At 64.2% G+C, this 16,532-nt stretch carries 14 protein-coding genes, 1 other RNA gene and 1 pseudogene; 4 read left to right on the forward strand and 12 right to left on the reverse strand.

Annotated elements, in window-relative coordinates; translation table 11 throughout:
* Positions 1 to 277: 277 nt before the first annotated feature.
* The 3 genes from WJW29_RS05950 to WJW29_RS05960 all read right to left on the reverse strand — a co-directional run bounded on the left by WJW29_RS05950 (position 278) and on the right by WJW29_RS05960 (position 1,480).
* Complete coding sequence (locus WJW29_RS05950; RefSeq protein ID WP_011258621.1) at positions 278 to 643, reverse strand: hypothetical protein; 366 nt, start codon at positions 641 to 643, stop codon at positions 278 to 280.
* Positions 640 to 1,230: a polymer-forming cytoskeletal protein gene (locus WJW29_RS05955; RefSeq protein ID WP_011408267.1), complete on the reverse strand. Its 591-nt coding sequence runs from the start codon at positions 1,228 to 1,230 to the stop codon at positions 640 to 642. The genes WJW29_RS05950 and WJW29_RS05955 overlap by 4 nt, the downstream gene beginning before the upstream one ends.
* 97 nt (positions 1,231 to 1,327) lie before the next feature.
* Entirely contained in the window at positions 1,328 to 1,480 is a 153-nt protein-coding gene (locus WJW29_RS05960) for a diguanylate cyclase (protein ID WP_341898527.1), read from the reverse strand.
* Positions 1,481 to 1,483: 3 nt separating this feature from the next.
* On the opposite strand from WJW29_RS05960, the gene avrBs3 reads away from it, so the two are divergent.
* The gene (avrBs3, locus tag WJW29_RS05965) at positions 1,484 to 5,104 is read left to right on the forward strand and encodes a type III secretion system effector avirulence protein AvrBs3 (RefSeq protein ID WP_205412097.1); all 3,621 of its coding nucleotides are present in this window, start codon (positions 1,484 to 1,486) and stop codon (positions 5,102 to 5,104) included.
* Here avrBs3 and WJW29_RS05970 read toward each other — a convergent pair.
* From WJW29_RS05970 to WJW29_RS05985, 4 genes and pseudogenes are all read right to left on the reverse strand, one after another.
* Positions 5,105 to 6,658, reverse strand: a pseudogene (locus WJW29_RS05970) (diguanylate cyclase); the annotation flags it as partial.
* A gap of 108 nt (positions 6,659 to 6,766) precedes the next feature.
* The gene (locus tag WJW29_RS05975) at positions 6,767 to 7,093 is read right to left on the reverse strand and encodes a hypothetical protein (RefSeq protein ID WP_011258624.1); all 327 of its coding nucleotides are present in this window, start codon (positions 7,091 to 7,093) and stop codon (positions 6,767 to 6,769) included.
* 229 nt (positions 7,094 to 7,322) lie between these two features.
* A complete protein-coding gene (locus tag WJW29_RS05980) occupies positions 7,323 to 7,667 on the reverse strand; it encodes a hypothetical protein (protein ID WP_011408269.1) in 345 nt (114 codons plus the stop codon).
* Between the two features lie 122 nt (positions 7,668 to 7,789).
* The gene (locus WJW29_RS05985; RefSeq protein WP_011258625.1) at positions 7,790 to 8,965 is read right to left on the reverse strand and encodes a thiolase family protein; all 1,176 of its coding nucleotides are present in this window, start codon (positions 8,963 to 8,965) and stop codon (positions 7,790 to 7,792) included.
* A gap of 155 nt (positions 8,966 to 9,120) precedes the next feature.
* Here WJW29_RS05985 and WJW29_RS05990 point away from each other — a divergent pair, with 155 nt between their 5' ends.
* On the forward strand, positions 9,121 to 11,949 hold the full coding sequence (locus WJW29_RS05990) for an autotransporter serine protease (RefSeq protein WP_011258626.1): 2,829 nt from the start codon (positions 9,121 to 9,123) through the stop codon (positions 11,947 to 11,949).
* Between the two features lie 60 nt (positions 11,950 to 12,009).
* On the opposite strand, the gene WJW29_RS05995 is transcribed toward WJW29_RS05990, so the two are convergent.
* The 3 genes from WJW29_RS05995 to WJW29_RS06005 all read right to left on the reverse strand — a co-directional run bounded on the left by WJW29_RS05995 (position 12,010) and on the right by WJW29_RS06005 (position 14,105).
* Entirely contained in the window at positions 12,010 to 13,110 is a 1,101-nt protein-coding gene (locus WJW29_RS05995) for a Glu/Leu/Phe/Val dehydrogenase dimerization domain-containing protein (protein ID WP_011258627.1), read from the reverse strand.
* A gap of 232 nt (positions 13,111 to 13,342) precedes the next feature.
* Positions 13,343 to 13,419, reverse strand: a non-coding RNA gene (locus tag WJW29_RS06000) — sX9 sRNA.
* A 158-nt stretch (positions 13,420 to 13,577) separates the two neighbouring features.
* Entirely contained in the window at positions 13,578 to 14,105 is a 528-nt protein-coding gene (locus WJW29_RS06005) for a YgjP-like metallopeptidase domain-containing protein (RefSeq protein WP_041182081.1), read from the reverse strand.
* A gap of 401 nt (positions 14,106 to 14,506) precedes the next feature.
* Here WJW29_RS06005 and WJW29_RS06010 point away from each other — a divergent pair, with 401 nt between their 5' ends.
* Complete coding sequence (locus WJW29_RS06010) at positions 14,507 to 14,680, forward strand: DUF1328 domain-containing protein (protein WP_011258629.1); 174 nt, start codon at positions 14,507 to 14,509, stop codon at positions 14,678 to 14,680.
* A 160-nt stretch (positions 14,681 to 14,840) separates the two neighbouring features.
* On the opposite strand, the gene WJW29_RS06015 is transcribed toward WJW29_RS06010, so the two are convergent.
* Positions 14,841 to 15,095 (reverse strand): DUF2789 domain-containing protein, encoded by a 255-nt coding sequence (locus tag WJW29_RS06015; protein WP_011258630.1) that lies wholly within the window; start codon positions 15,093 to 15,095, stop codon positions 14,841 to 14,843.
* 174 nt (positions 15,096 to 15,269) lie between these two features.
* On the opposite strand from WJW29_RS06015, the gene WJW29_RS06020 reads away from it, so the two are divergent.
* Positions 15,270 to 15,536: a DksA/TraR family C4-type zinc finger protein gene (locus WJW29_RS06020; protein ID WP_011258631.1), complete on the forward strand. Its 267-nt coding sequence runs from the start codon at positions 15,270 to 15,272 to the stop codon at positions 15,534 to 15,536.
* 190 nt (positions 15,537 to 15,726) lie between these two features.
* On the opposite strand, the gene WJW29_RS06025 is transcribed toward WJW29_RS06020, so the two are convergent.
* Positions 15,727 to 16,293, reverse strand: coding sequence for a mechanosensitive ion channel family protein (locus tag WJW29_RS06025; RefSeq protein WP_041182418.1), 567 nt, complete (start codon positions 16,291 to 16,293; stop codon positions 15,727 to 15,729).
* Positions 16,294 to 16,532: the final 239 nt, after the last annotated feature.

Raw genomic sequence — 16,532 nt, forward strand, 5'->3', positions numbered from 1 at the left:
GCGCCAGCCGCAAGCGCGTATACCGCAGAGGCTGATCGGGAAAATGCGCGGTCGACCCGGGATGCGCAGTGCGATCAAGCGCATTGCAGGGCGTCCTGCGACGGACATCCGTCAGGGACGCGACACCTTGTCCGGTTCGCATCGCACGCCGCCAAAGACACGCGACGCGTTGAGATCAGATGCAGACTGTGGAGCGCGTCGTTCGGGCCGCTCTCGCTCCGAACCCAGGCTCCCGCACGCGCAACACGCGACAAACGCCAGTCGTTCCATCGGCAACTTAATGCCGCGTACGCCGCCCGGGCGAACGCACCGTGCTTGCTTCCACTGCCAGGGTGAAGCCGCGTTCCTCGCCGCCGTGCATCGCGCCGACATCGACCACATGGCGGCGGATCTCCTCGCCCTTCCCGTTACGCACCACCACCACGACGGTGTATTCCCATGGTTCGCCATCGGCCGGGTGGCGGATGGTGCCGTCGACCTTGAGCGGCACGATCGGCGCCGGCTGCGCGTGTTGCGCAGCCGCTGAATCGAAGCGCAGGTGGTGCTTGCAGGCAGGGCAGACGCTGGCGCTTTCCAGGATCGTCGCCTTGCAATGCGGGCAGCTGCGCGTGGCGCCGGGCGTGCCCGGACGGGGTACACTCATGTGGCGTCGCTGTCGTCGTCGCCACTCGCGTTGCCGGCGCTACTGCCGTTTGTCTTGATGCCACTGGCCGGCTTGCCGCCATCATCGCCCCAGCCGAAATCGGCCTGGCCACGCATGCGTGCACCGGATGCCACGGTGAGACTGCCGGCCTTGACGTCGCCGACCAATACGCCGGAGGCCTGCAGCTCGACCTGCGCGGCGGATTCGATATTGCCTTCGAGCTCGCCGGCGATGATCACCTTGTTGGCGCGCACGCCGCCGTTGAGCTTGGCACCGCGTTCGATGGTCAGATCGCCCTTGACGTTGACATCGCCCTTGAAGCGGCCGGCCAGACGCACATGGCCAGCGCCTTCGATCTTGCCTTCGATGCTGATGTCGGCAGCGATCAGCGACTCTTTCGCCTCGCTGTGACGCTGCTGCGGAGCCGTAGCCGTTGGTGCGACGCTGGGCGTGGCAGTGGCAGTGGCGGTGACCGGCGGCGCTGGGCTGGCCTCGGCAGTGAACAGCCGCCCATCCGCAGCGGGAACCTCGGGGGTGACCGGAACAACGTCTTTCTTGTTGGGACCTTGATCGCGCCACATCGACATCGCACTGCCTCGCTTTAGGGGTCGACGCCGACTATCGCTGCGCAACTGAATCTTTTGTGTGACGAACTACGCAATCCGCGATGGACGGCGTGCGTGCTCAGCCCGCCGTGTCCATGACAGCGCCGTGTCGCTCCACCCGATTGCGCCCGCGGTGCTTGGCGCGATACAGCGCTGCATCGGCTTTCTGGATCAGGCTCGCACCTTGTTCGCCATCGGCCGGAAAGCTGGCCACGCCGATCGAGGCAGTCACCTTATGGATCCCATTCGTTCGCGCACGCCAAGTCCTGCCCGCGAGCTTCTGCCCGGACCCCAACCGGATAGGGTTCAGCCGACTGCAGATCGGGGGGGGGCTCCGCCTGCTGGCGGCCCCCTGGATGGCTTGCCCGCTCGGCGGACGATGTCCCGGACCCGGCTGCCATCTCCCCCTGCGCCCTCGCCTGCGTTCTCGGCGGGCAGCTTCAGCGATCTGCTCCGTCAGTTCGATCCGTCGCTTCTTGATACATCGCTTCTTGATTCGATGCCTGCCGTCGGCACGCCGCATACAGCGGCTGCCCCAGCAGAGTGCGATGAGGTGCAATCGGGTCTGCGTGCAGCCGATGACCCGCCACCCACCGTGCGTGTCGCTGTCACTGCCGCGCGGCCGCCGCGCGCCAAGCCGGCCCCGCGACGGCGTGCGGCGCAACCCTCCGACGCTTCGCCGGCCGCGCAGGTGGATCTACGCACGCTCGGCTACAGTCAGCAGCAGCAAGAGAAGATCAAACCGAAGGTGCGTTCGACAGTGGCGCAGCACCACGAGGCACTGGTGGGCCATGGGTTTACACACGCGCACATCGTTGCGCTCAGCCAACACCCGGCAGCGTTAGGGACCGTTGCTGTCACGTATCAGGACATAATCAGGGCGTTGCCAGAGGCGACACACGAAGACATCGTTGGCGTCGGCAAACAGTGGTCCGGCGCACGCGCCCTGGAGGCCTTGCTCACGGAGGCGGGGGAGTTGAGAGGTCCGCCGTTACAGTTGGACACAGGCCAACTTCTCAAGATTGCAAAACGTGGCGGCGTGACCGCAGTGGAGGCAGTGCATGCATGGCGCAATGCACTGACGGGTGCCCCCCTGAACCTGACCCCGGACCAAGTGGTGGCCATCGCCAGCAATATTGGCGGCAACCAGGCGCTGGAGACGGTGCAGCGGCTGTTGCCGGTGCTGTGCCAGGCCCATGGCCTGACCCCGGACCAGGTCGTGGCCATCGCCAGCCATGGCGGCGGCAAGCAGGCGCTGGAGACGGTGCAGCGGCTGTTGCCGGTGCTGTGCCAGGACCATGGCCTGACCCCGGACCAGGTGGTGGCCATCGCCAGCAATATTGGCGGCAAGCAGGCGCTGGAGACGGTGCAACGGCTGTTGCCGGTGCTGTGCCAGGACCATGGCCTGACCCCGGACCAGGTGGTGGCCATCGCCAGCAATATTGGCGGCAAGCAGGCGCTGGAGACGGTGCAGCGGCTGTTGCCGGTGCTGTGCCAGGACCATGGCCTGACCCCGGACCAGGTGGTGGCCATCGCCAACAATAACGGCGGCAAGCAGGCGCTGGAGACGGTGCAACGGCTGTTGCCGGTGCTGTGCCAGGACCATGGCCTGACCCCGGACCAGGTGGTGGCCATCGCCAGCCACGATGGCGGCAAGCAGGCGCTGGAGACGGTGCAGCGGCTGTTGCCGGTGCTGTGCCAGGGCCATGGCCTGACCCCGGACAAGGTGGTGGCCATCGCCAGCAATAGTGGCGGCAAGCAGGCGCTGGAGACGGTGCAGCGGCTGTTGCCAGTGCTGTGCCAGGCCCATGGCCTGACCCCGGACAAGGTGGTGGCCATCGCCAACAATAACGGCGGCAAGCAGGCGCTGGAGACGGTGCAGCGGCTGTTGCCGGTGCTGTGCCAGGACCATGGCCTGACCCCGGACCAGGTGGTGGCCATCGCCAGCAATAGTGGCGGCAAGCAGGCGCTGGAGACGGTGCAGCGGCTGTTGCCGGTGCTGTGCCAGGACCATGGTCTGACCCCGGCCCAGGTGGTGGCCATCGCCAACAATAACGGCGGCAAGCAGGCGCTGGAGACGGTGCGGCGGCTGTTGCCGGTGCTGTGCCAGGACCATGGCCTGACCCCGGACCAGGTCGTGGCCATCGCCAGCCACGATGGCGGCAAGCAGGCGCTGGAGACGGTGCAGCGGCTGTTGCCGGTACTGTGCCAGGACCATGGCCTGACCCCGGACCAGGTGGTGGCCATCGCCAACAATAACGGCGGCAAGCAGGCGCTGGAGACGGTGCAGCGGCTGTTGCCGGTGCTGTGCCAGGACCATGGCCTGACCCAGGACCAGGTGGTGGCCATCGCCAGCAATATTGGCGGCAAGCAGGCGCTGGAGACGGTGCAGCGGCTGTTGCCGGTGCTGTGCCAGGACCATGGCCTGACCCCGGACCAGGTGGTGGCCATCGCCAGCCACGATGGCGGCAAGCAGGCGCTGGAGACGGTGCAGCGGCTGTTGCCGGTGCTGTGCCAGGACCATGGCCTGACCCCGGCCCAGGTGGTGGCCATCGCCAACAATAACGGCGGCAAGCAGGCGCTGGAGACGGTGCAGCGGCTGTTGCCGGTGCTGTGCCAGGACCATGGCCTGAGCCCGGACCAGGTCGTGGCCATCGCCAGCAATATTGGCGGCAAGCAGGCGCTGGAGACGGTGCAGCGGCTGTTGCCGGTGCTGTGCCAGGACCATGGCCTGACCCCGGACCAGGTGGTGGCCATCGCCAGCAATGGCGGCGGCAAGCAGGCGCTGGAGACGGTGCAGCGGCTGTTGCCGGTGCTGTGCCAGGACCATGGCCTGAGCCCGGACCAGGTCGTGGCCATCGCCAGCCATGATGGCGGCAAGCAGGCGCTGGAGACGGTGCAGCGGCTGTTGCCGGTGCTGTGCCAGGACCATGGCCTGACCCCGGACCAGGTGGTGGCCATCGCCAGCAATGGCGGCGGCAAGCAGGCGCTGGAGAGCATTGTTGCCCAGTTATCTCGCCCTGATCCGGCGTTGGCCGCGTTGACCAACGACCACCTCGTCGCCTTGGCCTGCCTCGGCGGACGTCCTGCCATGGATGCAGTGAAAAAGGGATTGCCGCACGCGCCGGAATTGATCAGAAGAGTCAATAGCCGTATTGGCGAACGCACGTCCCATCGCGTTGCCGACTACGCGCAAGTGGTTCGCGTGCTGGAGTTTTTCCAGTGCCACTCCCACCCAGCGTACGCATTTGATGAGGCCATGACGCAGTTCGGGATGAGCAGGAACGGGTTGGTACAGCTCTTTCGCAGAGTGGGCGTCACCGAACTCGAAGCCCGCTGCGGAACGCTCCCCCCAGCCTCGCAGCGTTGGGACCGTATCCTCCAGGCATCAGGGATGAAAAGGGCCAAACCGTCCCCTACTTCAGCTCAAACACCGGATCAGGCGTCTTTGCATGCATTCGCCGATTCGCTGGAGCGTGACCTTGATGCGCCCAGCCCAATGCACGAGGGAGATCAGACGCGGGCAAGCAGCCGTAAACGGTCCCGATCGGATCGTGCTGTCACCGGCCCCTCCGCACAGCAATCTTTCGAGGTGCGCGTTCCCGAACAGCGCGATGCGCTGCATTTGCCCCTCAGCTGGAGGGTAAAACGCCCGCGTACCAGGATCGGGGGCGGCCTCCCGGATCCTGGTACGCCCATCGCTGCCGACCTGGCAGCGTCCAGCACCGTGATGTGGGAACAAGATGCGGCCCCCTTCGCAGGGGCAGCGGATGATTTCCCGGCATTCAACGAAGAGGAGCTCGCATGGTTGATGGAGCTATTGCCTCAGTCAGGCTCAGTTGGAGGGACGATCTGACGGCAACGCGCGCGCTTCGTCGCTGACCGCCAGCGCGGCGATGTAGCCGCGGATCTGCTCAGCCACGCGCAGGGCTTCCTCGCCATCGGCCTCGGGCAGAAGTACGGTGAATTCCTCGCCGCCGTAGCGGCAGGCCACATCTTCGGTGCGCAGGCGGGTGAGCAACAATTCGCCCACTGCCGCCAGCAGCAGGTCGCCGCCGGCATGGCCCTGGCTGTCGTTGAACTGTTTGAAATGGTCCACGTCCAGCATCAAGACCGACAACGGCAGGCCACGCCGCGCGCACCGCGCCAGTTCGTGGCTGAGCGATTCTTCCAGATAGCGGCGGTTGTACAGCCCGGTCAGCGCATCGCGGATCGATTGCCGGCGCAGCGATTCGCGCAGGCGCAGGTTGCTCAGCGCCAACGACAACTGCTCGGCCGCCGCCTCGGCGATTTCCAGTCGCGGCATCGGGCCCGGGCCGGCCGCGGACAGGAACAGAAAGCCGAGCTGGGTGCCTTGCGCCGACATCGGCAGGCACGCGGTGGTGACCGACGCATCGCTGGGGAGTTCGTCGATGTGCGCGCAGAGCGCATCCCGGCCCAGGTATTCGATGATGTGCGGCTGTCCGCGGCGCAGCGCCCAGCATTGTTCCGGCAACAGATGCGGCGCGCTGCATACCAGCGGCTCGCCCCAGTGACTGATCGCCTCGGCACGGTCTTGCGAAGCGCGCAGCAGGTACACGCTTCCCGCCACGCCCGGCAGCAGGCTGGCCAGGGTGCGGCTGCTGACCATCAGCGCTTCTTCGGCGCTGATGCAGCTCTGCAGCAGGCCGGTGTAACGGCTGAGCAGATTGAGATCGGCAGTACTACGCTGCAGTGCGTCGATGCTCTCGCCCAGCTCGCGATTTGCCTGCGCGGCCAGTTGTTCGGCCTGCGCACGGTGGCGCAGTTCGCGCATCAACAGCGCATAGACCATGCCGACCACCATCAGCCCGAATGGAATGCCGGCCAAGCCCAGCGCAAGCAACAGGTGTGCGCTTTGGCCGCTGCTTTCGGCGCGCTGCGCCAGCAGCTCCTGCTCGCGCTGCATCATCGTCAATGCCTGCTCGCGGATCGCGCTGGTGGTGCGGAAGGCGCTCTGCCGAATGTCGGCGCGTGCCGGCTCCAGCCCACCTTGCGCATAGACGTCGAGCACATGCTGAAGTTGCCGCAGGCGCGTTTCCACCAGCCGTTGCAATTGCGTCAGGTGCTGTTCCTGTGCAGGGTTGTTGACGATCAGGCGGCGCAGCTTGTCGAGCAGGATCGGCAGACGTTCGACGCTGGTCTGGTAGTCCAGCAGGTAGGCGTCGTTGCCGGTGAGCAGGAAGCCGCGCTGCGCGGATTCGGCATCGAGCACGCGGGCCTGGATCTCGTCGACACGGCCGATCACCTCGTGGGTGTGCGACACCAGCGCGGCATCGGCCAGCGAACGACGGGCACCGACGAAGATGCCGATTCCGATGACGACAAAGATCAGCGCAGAGAACATCAGCGCCAGCTGGTTGCGCCGGCGCACTGTAAAAGAACAGGACATATGCAGATGCTAGCCTGCCGGCCTCGACAACACGAGCCACCTGTCGGCGGAGACAAGCGCGCCGGCACATGGCCGGCGCGTTGCGGGTGCTGCGGAAGGGTGACGGACTCAGTGCTGCGCGTGATCGGCGTCGTGCTTGTCGGCGTTCTGTTCGGCCTTGTTGGCCATTTCGCGCGTCTTTTCTGCGGTGGCAGCGGCCGCATTGGCGGTGGCGCGGCTGGCGTCTGCGGCCAATTCGCGCGCAGCGACGCGTGCATCGGCAGTTGCGGCCTTCGCTTCCACGGCGGCGCGGTCGGCGGCTTGTTCGGTTGCGGCGGCGGCGTGCTTGGCGGCAGAAGCGGCATCGCGGCGTGCCTGCTCGGCATCCGGGCCCTGGCAGGCAGCAAGGGTGAGTGCGGCGATGGCGCTCAACGACAGCATGCGGATCGTCTTCATGTGTGGTCCTGTTCCTGTTCCGGTGGTGGAAGCCGGAGCTTAGGCAGGGGCCGATGCAGCCTGCGTCAATACGCGGCCGGCCATTCAGCCGCCGGGTAGAGAGGTGCAGTTTTCCGTCTGGCCAGTGTTCTGGTCGGCGGGTGCGGCGTCCGACGTTTGAATGACAGGCAAAGAAAAAGCCGCTGGAAACCAGCGGCTTTTTCCGAACTCGCTTGGAGTCAAGAAGTGATTACTTCTTGCCTGCTTCTGCGGTGTCCTTAGCGGCCTTGGCGGTGTCTTCAGCCGTCTTGGCAGCGTCAGCAGCCTGGTCGGCAGCAGCGTCGGTCGCGGCGCCGGAAGCGGCCTGGGCAGCGTTAGCAGCGGTGTCGGCCGAAGCAGCGGCGGTGTTGGCAGCAGCCTGAGCGGCGTCAGCCGACTGCGAGCCCGAGGCAGCAGCCTGGTCAGCAGCGGTCTGAGCGTCGGCAGCAGCTTCGTTAGCCGAAGCTGCAGCGTCCTGAGCCTGTTCCGGCGGCTTCGAGCAAGCGGTCAGGGCCAGACCCAGAGCCATTGCGATCAGCAGCTTGTTAATGGTCATTGTTTCAATCCTCGTCGTTAGATTAGGCAACGCGCTGTTGCGCGCCCCCGACATGATGACGGCCATAAGACGGGTGTCAAGCGCACGCGCATTCAGTTTTGCAAAGTCGCCGTTAAATATAATTAAATCAATTCGATGGCGATGGCAGTCGCTTCGCCGCCACCGATGCACAGCGTCGCGATTCCGCGCGTGCCTCCGCGGCTGCGCAACGCGTTCACCAATGTCACCACCAAGCGCGCGCCCGATGCACCGATCGGATGACCCAATGCACAGGCGCCCCCATGTACGTTGACCTTGTCGTGCGCGATGCCGAGTTGCTTGATCGGCGTCATCGCCACGACGGCGAATGCTTCGTTGATTTCGAATAGATCGACCTCGTCCAATTGCCAGCCGATCTTGCCAACCAGCGATTGGATCGCAGCGACCGGTGCGGTGGTGAACCATTCGGGTTCCTGAGAATGGGTGACATGGCCGACGATGCGCGCCAGCGGCGTCACGCCGCGGCGTCGCGCGTCGTCCGCGCTCATCAGCACCGTGATCGCCGCGCCATCGGAAATACTGGAGGAGCTTGCCGCGGTCACGCTTCCGTCTTTCTTGAACGCCGGCTTCAAGGTCAGAATCTTGGCCACGTCGGATTTGCCCGGCTGCTCATCGCTGTCGACGACGACCTTGCCCTTGCGCGTGGCCACCGTTACCGGAACGATTTCGTCGGCAAATGCGCCGCTGCGCTGCGCGGCCTGTGCGCGTTCCACCGAGGCGATGGCGAATGCATCCTGATCGGCGCGGCTGAAGCCGAATTTTTCGGCAGTGGCCTCGCCGAATACGCCCATGGCCTGGCCATCGTACGGGTTGGTCAGACCGTCCCAGGCCATGTGATCGACCGCCTGGAAATTGCCGTAGCGATTGCCGGTGCGCGAGTTGGGCAGCAGATGCGGCGCATTGCTCATCGACTCCATGCCGCCGGCCACCACGATGCTGGCCGAGCCGGCCTTGATCAGGTCGTGTCCGAACATGATCGCTTTCATGCCCGAGCCGCAGACCTTGTTGACGGTGGTAGCGCCGGTCGAGGTGGGAATGCCTGCCGCGATCGCGGCCTGACGCGCCGGTGCCTGGCCGAGATTGGCCGGCAGCACGCAGCCGACGATGACTTCGGAGACATCGGCCGGCGCGATGCCCGACTGCGCGAGCGCGCCCTGGATGGCAGCGGCGGCGAGTGTCGGTGCCGGCACTCCGTTGAATTGGCCGAGGAACGAGCCGATGGCAGTGCGTTTGGCAGCAACGATGACGATGTCGGACATGAGCGGATACCGTTTAACGTGAAACGATTATCTGCCTCACGGCCGCGCCGCGCCAGCACACGCGCCCCGCGCGCGCGCTTTCCGATTACAGTAAGCAAAGCGTTATTCAGGGCCGATCGGGCCCCATCCATGGAACGGGTTCAGGGAGAACACCAATGAAGAAGAAAGACGTCGCCAGGACTGTACTGGCCTCGGCGCTGGCTGTTGCGTTGACCGCGTGCGGCGGCGGCGGTGGGGGCATTGCCCGTCAAAGCACGCCGGCCGCACCGCCGCCGACCTCGCCACCCCCGCCTCCGCCGACGTCGCCGCCGCCGCCGGTGACACCCACGACGCCAGAGCCGGCGATCGATGCGCACCTCGTATTGACCAACGCGCGTGCAGCGCAAGCGCTCGGCTTTACCGGTGCCGGGTATCGCATCGGTGTCATCGATACCGGCATCAATGCCAATCATCCGGCGTTGCAGGGGCGCGTGAGCGACAGCTTCATCTATGTGGATCCGCGTACCAACAACACCGCGGTAGGCGATGTGGTCGGGCACGGCACCGTGGTGGCCGAGCTGGCAGCCGGACGTGCGGTCGGTCAGTGGCCCGGCGGTATCGCGCCCGGTGCCGGTCTGCTATCTGCACGCATCATCAGCGACCGCGCACCGGTGGATGACGGTAGCGGCAATGGCAACGAGATCGATGGCCCACTTGGTCTGGGGCCGGTGCATGCCGATCTGATCAGTGCAGGCGTGCGCATCATGAACAACTCGTGGGGCGGCCTGTATTGGAACGACCCGACGGTGACCAATCAGATCGCGCAGGAATATCGCCCTTTCATCCTCAGCAATAATGGGCTGGTGGTGTTCGCGTCGGGCAATGAGTCGCGCTCGCAGCCGTCGGATACTGCGGCGCTGCCCAGTCAGCCTGGCCCCAATGGCACGCTGCCGGCGGCCGATCTGGAGCGTGGCTGGTTGGTGGTTGGCGCGGTGGATACCGCCAATCCGACGCAGCTGGCGTCGTACTCCAATGCCTGTGGTGTGGCGATGCGCTATTGCCTGGTTGCGCCAGGGACCTCGCTGTTCATCGATCCCGACGCCACCGCCGGCAACATCCGCTATTTCTACGGAAGCGGCACCTCGTTTGCAGCACCGCTGGTCTCCGGTGCGGCTGCGTTGGTGTGGCAGGCATTTCCGTATTTCAACAACGATCTGGTGCGGCAGACCTTGCTGGGAACCGCCACCGATCTGGGGGCTGCGGGCGTGGACCCGGTGTTCGGCTATGGATTGCTCAATGTCGGCAAGGCAGTGCTCGGGCCGGCACGCTTCGATTGGGGCACGGTGGATGTCAACGTCACGACCTTGCGTTCGACCTGGGCAAACGACATCAGTGGCACCGGTGGCCTGACCAAGCGCGGTACCGGCACGTTGGTATTGAGCAGCACGGCCAATACCTTCGCCGGCGATACCCAGGTACTCGCTGGCACCTTGCAGACCGCCAGTTTGCAGAGCGCGCGCGTGAGTATCGCCAACGGTGCCAGCCTGGTCGGCGCGGGCAGGATCGGTGGGCAGGTTGATAACGCCGGCACGTTGCAGGTCAATGGCGCGACCGCGTCCATTACCGGCAATTACACCCAGGCCAGCAACGGGCGCCTGGCAGTAAACGTGGGTGATCGTTTGAATGTTGCGGGCACGGCGACCATCGCAGGCGACCTGCAACTGCTCGGCCGGCGCGATTACGTCGTCAACAACACAACCTATCCGGTGCTGCAAGCCACCAGTGGCTTGCAAGGCACGTTCGATACGCTGAGCAGCGGGCCGGCCGTGACCTTCCTGACCGCGACGCGCAGCTACGACGCCAATACCGCGTATATCTCGCTGCAGCGCATGGATGTCACTGCGGTCGCCGCATCGCTTGGCGCGATAGGTACCGCGTCGATGGATTCGGCCATGCGCGTCGAGCAAGCGTTCCAGAAGGTGGATGCGCAGCAGTTCCAGGGCAATGGTGCACTCGGCGGCGACTTCATTCGCGCTGCAGCGGCATTGCAGCAATCGCCAACCGCCAAGGCCGCTGCAGACTCGCTACGCAGTCTGTCTGGTCGTGCGCACGCAGCATCCGCCGCGATGACGTTCGACACCATCGATTTGGGCCGCCGCGCATTGGCATCGCATTTCGATGGCCTGTCGCAACAGCCGCGCTTGTTGGGCAGCTGGCAGCGCGCACTTGGCGGGCCGGGCGAGGGCGGGGCGACCACCTCGGGCTTTGCCACGTCCGGCTGGATGATGGGCAACGATCTACGTCTGGCGTCTGGCGCGGTCACTGGTTTTGCATTCGGCGAAACGCGCTCCAGCAGCCTGGGCGATCTGGACGGTGCACGCGGGCGCGATCGTCAGGTGCAGGCGCAGTTGTACTGGGGCACGATGCTGGGTGCTGCGTACACGCTGGGCCAGATGGGTTTTGGCAACGTCAATCGGCAGATCGAACGCAGCCTGCAACTGGGCGAAGACCGCAGTAGTGCCTTCAGCGACTACAGCGGCAGTTATCTCAGCAGCAATCTGGAAACCGGGTACCGCTGGGGCGGTGCGCAGGCAAGCCTGACCCCGTATATGGGTCTGGATTACGTGCGTTTGCGCAGCGATGGCTTCCGCGAAAGCGGCGGCGATGGTTTCGGCTTGCGTGCCAACGCGAGTACGTCCTCGCGCACGCAGGCGCTTGCCGGTGTGCGCTCGGCGTATCGCTGGCGCGGTATCCAGTTGGGCGGTTACGCCGAATGGCAGCAAGCGCTGAGCAGCGACGGCCTGATGCTGGATGCCAGCTTCGTCGGTGTGGATGCGTGGGCGCCGTTGCGTGGCATGCAGCCGGCACGCTCGGGTGGTCTATTCGGGATCACTGCAGCAGCGCCGTTGGGTCAGCAGAGCCAGCTGCGTTTCGGTTACGACCAGCGAGTGGGCGAGCGCGGCGACGATCGCGCGTTGAGCCTGCGTTATAGCGCCGATTTCTGATCGGCGCTTCATCCGTCTGACCCATGTATTCCCTGTCCAGGCAGCTGCCTGGACAGGGCTTCACTCGCCGCGCAGCTTGTGCAGAAAGCGCGGTGCGGTGCGGCCCAGCGGCAGTTTGAGCTTGCTGATGGCCTCGATGCGCGCTTCGGCAATCTGATCGGCCGCCCGCTGCGGCGAAACGTCCAACTGTCTGGATAGATCGAAGACCTTTTCCAGATTGTGATAAATGCTGCGGATCAGCCGCATCGCACGTTCGCGGTTATAGCCGTCGATCTCCAGCGACACATTCATCGCACCGCCCGCATTCACCACGTAATCGGGCGCATGCAGAATACCGCGTCGGTGCAGCTCTTCGCCGATGGCGGCGCTGGCCAGCTGGTTGTTGGCCGTGCCGCAAACGATCTTGGCCTTGAGCTGCGGCAGCGTGTCTTCGTTGATCGCGCCTTCCAGTGCGCAAGGGGCAAACACGTCGGCTGATACCTGATGGATCTCATCCGGGCGCACCGCTTCTGCGCCGTACTCGGCCACCGCGTGGTCCACCAGCGCCTGATTCAGATCGGCCACATAGAGTTTTGCGCCGCGCTCCTTGAGCAGCTTCACCAGCTCCATGCCGATGTGGCCCAGTCCCTGGATCGCGATGCTGGCCTTGCCGACTTCTTCGTGGCCGAGTTTGCGATTGAGCGAGGCCATCAGCGCCTGCAGCGCACCGTAGGCAGTGAACGGGGCGGGGTCGCCGGAGCCGCGGTGCACCTGGTGCACGCCGGTGACGTATTCGCTTTCCAGGTAGATCTGTTCCATGTCGTTGACGTCGGTGCCGACATCCTCGGAGGTGATGTAGCGCCCGCCCAGGGTGTCGACAAACCGGCCGAAGGCGCGGAACAGCACTTCGGTCTTGTCGGTCCTGGGGTCGCCGATGATCACCGCCTTCCCGCCGCCGACGTTCAGGCCGGCCAGGGCGTTCTTGTAGGTCATGGTGCGGCTCAGCCGCAGCGCATCGCTGAGCGCCGCCTCGCTATTGGGATAGGGGCGCATGCGCACGCCGCCCAACGCTGGCCCAAGGCGCGTACTGTGCAAGGCGATGATCGCCTTGAGTCCAGCGTCGCGGTTGTGACAGAAAATCACCTGCTCGTGGCCGGTGGTGTCGAGGGTTTCGAAAAGCATCGAAGGCTCCGCGGGGCTGCGTGATGTGCCTTCCCTGAAGCCGGGTCTGCACCCGTGCAGTGGGAAACAAAAAACGCGACGTTTACAGATCCTGTCCGATCACGTCGCGCTGCAACATTTTAAACCACGTCGGCAGGGGGGGGTGTATGAATTTGTTCACCAATCTCGGTGGCGCTGCTGCCGGAACCACAGTGTTCACCACCATTTGCTGCCTGCTGTGACTTCCAAGAACGGCTGACAACACGTCGCGAGCAGCGGTCAGGTGGGCGCGGACGGTGCGCTCACAACCGCAGTGGACGCGTGGTCCATGCCGATTCCGAGCACCCGCCGCGCCCGCCTTGCGGTGAGCGCAGTCGTTTTGTTAGCCGCTCTAAGCCGGAGGGTGCTCGCGTTAGAAGGCGGGTTGACGTCTGTAAACGAGGAGGGCTGCATGCGCGCATCCTAAGCCCTGCACGTGCACTGCGCGATCAGCTACCGGCACACAGGGCCAACTGCGTCAGGTACAGGCGCAGGTCGAACTCCAGCTGGTGATAGTCCGGGGTCATGTGGTTGCAGAGCTGGTAGAAGGCCTTGTTGTGATCGGCTTCCTTCAGATGCGCCAGTTCGTGCGCCACGATCATCTGCAAGAACGGTTCCGGCGCATCGCGAAACACAGAGGCGATGCGGATCTCGCGGCTGGCCTTCAAGCGGCCACCGTGCACGCGCGAAATTGCCGTATGCGTGCCCAGGGCATGCTTCACCACCTGCAGATGGTTGTCGTACATCGCCTTGTGCAAGGTGGGCGATGAACGCATGTAGCGCTCCTTCATCGCCTTGACGTACTCATAGAGATGGCGACCGGTGCGAATCGCGTGCCGGTCCGGATAGCGCCGCGCCAGCACGGTGGCGAGTTTGTCGTGTGCGATCAGCTCGCGTACCTGATCCAGGACGGCAGGCGGATAGCCGGTGAGGTAGCGAAGAGTATCCATGGCGATCGATCGCGGCGAAGCACGCATGATCGCCGATGCGGCAGCTACTGGCGAATTCACCGATGCAAGTCAGTGACTACGAACGGGCAGAGCATGCTCGTCGAGTATTAATGCTTGGCAGGAGCGGGCATCTGCTGCGATCGGGTGTAGAGGTGAGCATTGACCAAAAAATGCCGCGCGAAATGAGGTGGCCGCTTCGGTGTGTGCTGCGCGGCATGGTGTACAGATGTGATGAAATTTACACGACGCATGTGCGCCACATCTCAGCGGCGAGCGTCCTCTGAACGTCACCGACATAGTGCAGCGTGTGTCAAGCGTATTCACGAATGCGGCACATTCGAATCGGTAGCGTGCGGTGCATGTTGTGCGGCACTGCGCCGCAAGCACACGATCGAACAACGGCACGGTGCCGATGAGGAGCTAACATCATGATCAAGTGGGCCATCATTTTCGCAATTATCGGCTTGATTGCCGGTGCGCTGGGCTTCGGCGGCATGGCAGGCGCTGCGATGGGTATCGCCAAGTTCCTGTTCTGGGCGGGCATTATCATTGCCATCGTGCTCTTCGTGCTGGGTATGACGATTGCCAAGAAGGTGATCTGACGCAGGGCGCGCCGCCGGGCACGCGCTTCGCTGCCTGGCTGCATTACCCAGTATCAAAAAGAGCGGCCAATGGCCGCTCTTTTTTGTTCTGCAAATCAGCCGGCACATATGTCGGTGGCAGGCGATCTCAAGCGTGGCTCGCACATGCAGGCGCAGTTGCTCAAACGCCGGTGTTGTCTGCCGTCGTATGGAGAGCGATATTGAGCTGATCGATGGTGCCGATCCAGTCGGCATCGTCGCGGCGTTCTTCACGCAATAGCTGGGATTGCGCAGGCGTCCAGAACGGCGCCTCTTCCAGGCGCATATCGCCCGGCAGCGGCGAGTGCTCGGCAATGAAGTTGCGAATGCTGGCTTCGTCGGAAGGCAGTCCCAGCTGGGCGAATAGTTCGGAAAACGGGTGGACCGGCTGTTCCATGGCAATTCCTTGAGGGTGCGGATGACTGAGTGCCTGGCTACTTGCCGCGCATGTCGGCAGATGGCGTTGATTTGAATGCTAGATCACCCAGCTTGAGCATGCTGTGCACGCGCGGCTTGGATTTGCCTGCGCGAATGAACACATAGGTGTCCTGACCAATGAGGTGTAGCGATCATGGCGACCGGATGGGCGAGTGATGGAGCGGTACAGGACCAGATCGATGCCACAGTCGACGATGCGATCAAGCGTGCGCGCAGCCAGCTGCATCAGGGCCCGAGTTCGACGCACTGCGAAGACTGCGAGGCACCGATTCCCGAGGGGCGCCGCAAGGCGGTGCCCGGCGTGCACCTGTGCGTGAACTGCCAGGAAGCAAACGATCTGGAGCAGGCGGCGCAAGGCGGCTACAACCGTCGTGGGAGCAAAGATAGTCAGCTGCGCTGAGTGGGTGATGTTTATTTCCCAACGCTGCAAGCAGTGCGGCTCCTTTCCCCGTCAACGCGGCGCGCCGTCACAAGCGGGCGCGGCAATATCGCCCGCTGTATCCGCAGGGCCCACGGCTTGCTTGCGTTGTCGTGATTGGCGTTTACCAGCGGCGAGCTGGCCGCTGCAAACAGCGACTTGGCGCCTGCGTCTAGTGGGCGTTGAAGCCGCTGGTCTCGCGCCAGCGACGCGTGGTGCGCTGGAAAAACAGGCTATTGGGTACCTGCAAGACGCTGCCGGGACGGTCGCCGGTTTCTTCCAGCGTGGTGTAGATCACGTTGATATCGATCACGCGCCCCTTCAAGCCCGGCTTGTCGCCGCCTTCAAGTAGCTCGATGTGATCGTGCAACCGAAACGGACGCGTGGTGATGATCAGGAACGTGCAGAAAATATTGGACAGCACACTCCATGCGGCGAAAAACGCGACTGCGCCGACGGCTGCAAACCCCGTAAGAGCAGTCCACAGAGTATCTGCCCTGACGTCGATGACCCGGAGCGCCATCAATAAGGCACTGACCGAAATGACGAAGCTCCCTACACGGCGGATGCCGATCATCATTTCGGCGGGCACGCTGTAACGCGCGCACAAACGCCGCAGCAGTTGCCGTAGCAGCAGCCGTGCCAACGCGGCAACAGCCAGAATCAGCACGATCTTGACCGTCGGTACCGCAATCGCCAACCACTGCGGATTCCAATGCGGCAAGAGGCTACGGATCATGGCGTGCAAGGCGTCAGGCGACATCTCATCATGCAGGGTCGAAAGGAGCATCCATTGTAACCGGGTGCTGAGGTTTCCCCACATTTCTTCCTGCGAGATCAAGCACTTGTTGCATCAAGGCGTGGAAGAAGGTGCGCGCATGGGGCACGCTTCAAGGTGACTAAGGAACCTCTGAACAACGCACCACAAATGCGAGACACTATTTGTTCGGAATGAGGAGGCATCCATGCAACTGACGT

This window comes from Xanthomonas sp. JL1, assembly GCF_038405005.1.

What these genes read in the sequence shown, in the direction of transcription:
- WJW29_RS05950 (WP_011258621.1), bottom strand. Translation starts at nt 643, where the DNA reads ATGAGTGTACCCCGTCCGGGCACGCCCGGCGCCACGCGCAGCTGCCCG.
- WJW29_RS05955 (WP_011408267.1), bottom strand. Translation starts at nt 1,230, where the DNA reads ATGTCGATGTGGCGCGATCAAGGTCCCAACAAGAAAGACGTTGTTCCG.
- avrBs3 (WP_205412097.1), top strand. Translation starts at nt 1,484, where the DNA reads ATGGATCCCATTCGTTCGCGCACGCCAAGTCCTGCCCGCGAGCTTCTG.
- WJW29_RS05975 (WP_011258624.1), bottom strand. Translation starts at nt 7,093, where the DNA reads ATGAAGACGATCCGCATGCTGTCGTTGAGCGCCATCGCCGCACTCACC.
- WJW29_RS05980 (WP_011408269.1), bottom strand. Translation starts at nt 7,667, where the DNA reads ATGACCATTAACAAGCTGCTGATCGCAATGGCTCTGGGTCTGGCCCTG.
- WJW29_RS05985 (WP_011258625.1), bottom strand. Translation starts at nt 8,965, where the DNA reads ATGTCCGACATCGTCATCGTTGCTGCCAAACGCACTGCCATCGGCTCG.
- WJW29_RS05990 (WP_011258626.1), top strand. Translation starts at nt 9,121, where the DNA reads ATGAAGAAGAAAGACGTCGCCAGGACTGTACTGGCCTCGGCGCTGGCT.
- WJW29_RS05995 (WP_011258627.1), bottom strand. Translation starts at nt 13,110, where the DNA reads ATGCTTTTCGAAACCCTCGACACCACCGGCCACGAGCAGGTGATTTTC.
- WJW29_RS06005 (WP_041182081.1), bottom strand. Translation starts at nt 14,105, where the DNA reads ATGCGTGCTTCGCCGCGATCGATCGCCATGGATACTCTTCGCTACCTC.
- WJW29_RS06010 (WP_011258629.1), top strand. Translation starts at nt 14,507, where the DNA reads ATGATCAAGTGGGCCATCATTTTCGCAATTATCGGCTTGATTGCCGGT.
- WJW29_RS06015 (WP_011258630.1), bottom strand. Translation starts at nt 15,095, where the DNA reads ATGGAACAGCCGGTCCACCCGTTTTCCGAACTATTCGCCCAGCTGGGA.
- WJW29_RS06020 (WP_011258631.1), top strand. Translation starts at nt 15,270, where the DNA reads ATGGCGACCGGATGGGCGAGTGATGGAGCGGTACAGGACCAGATCGAT.
- WJW29_RS06025 (WP_041182418.1), bottom strand. Translation starts at nt 16,293, where the DNA reads ATGATCCGTAGCCTCTTGCCGCATTGGAATCCGCAGTGGTTGGCGATT.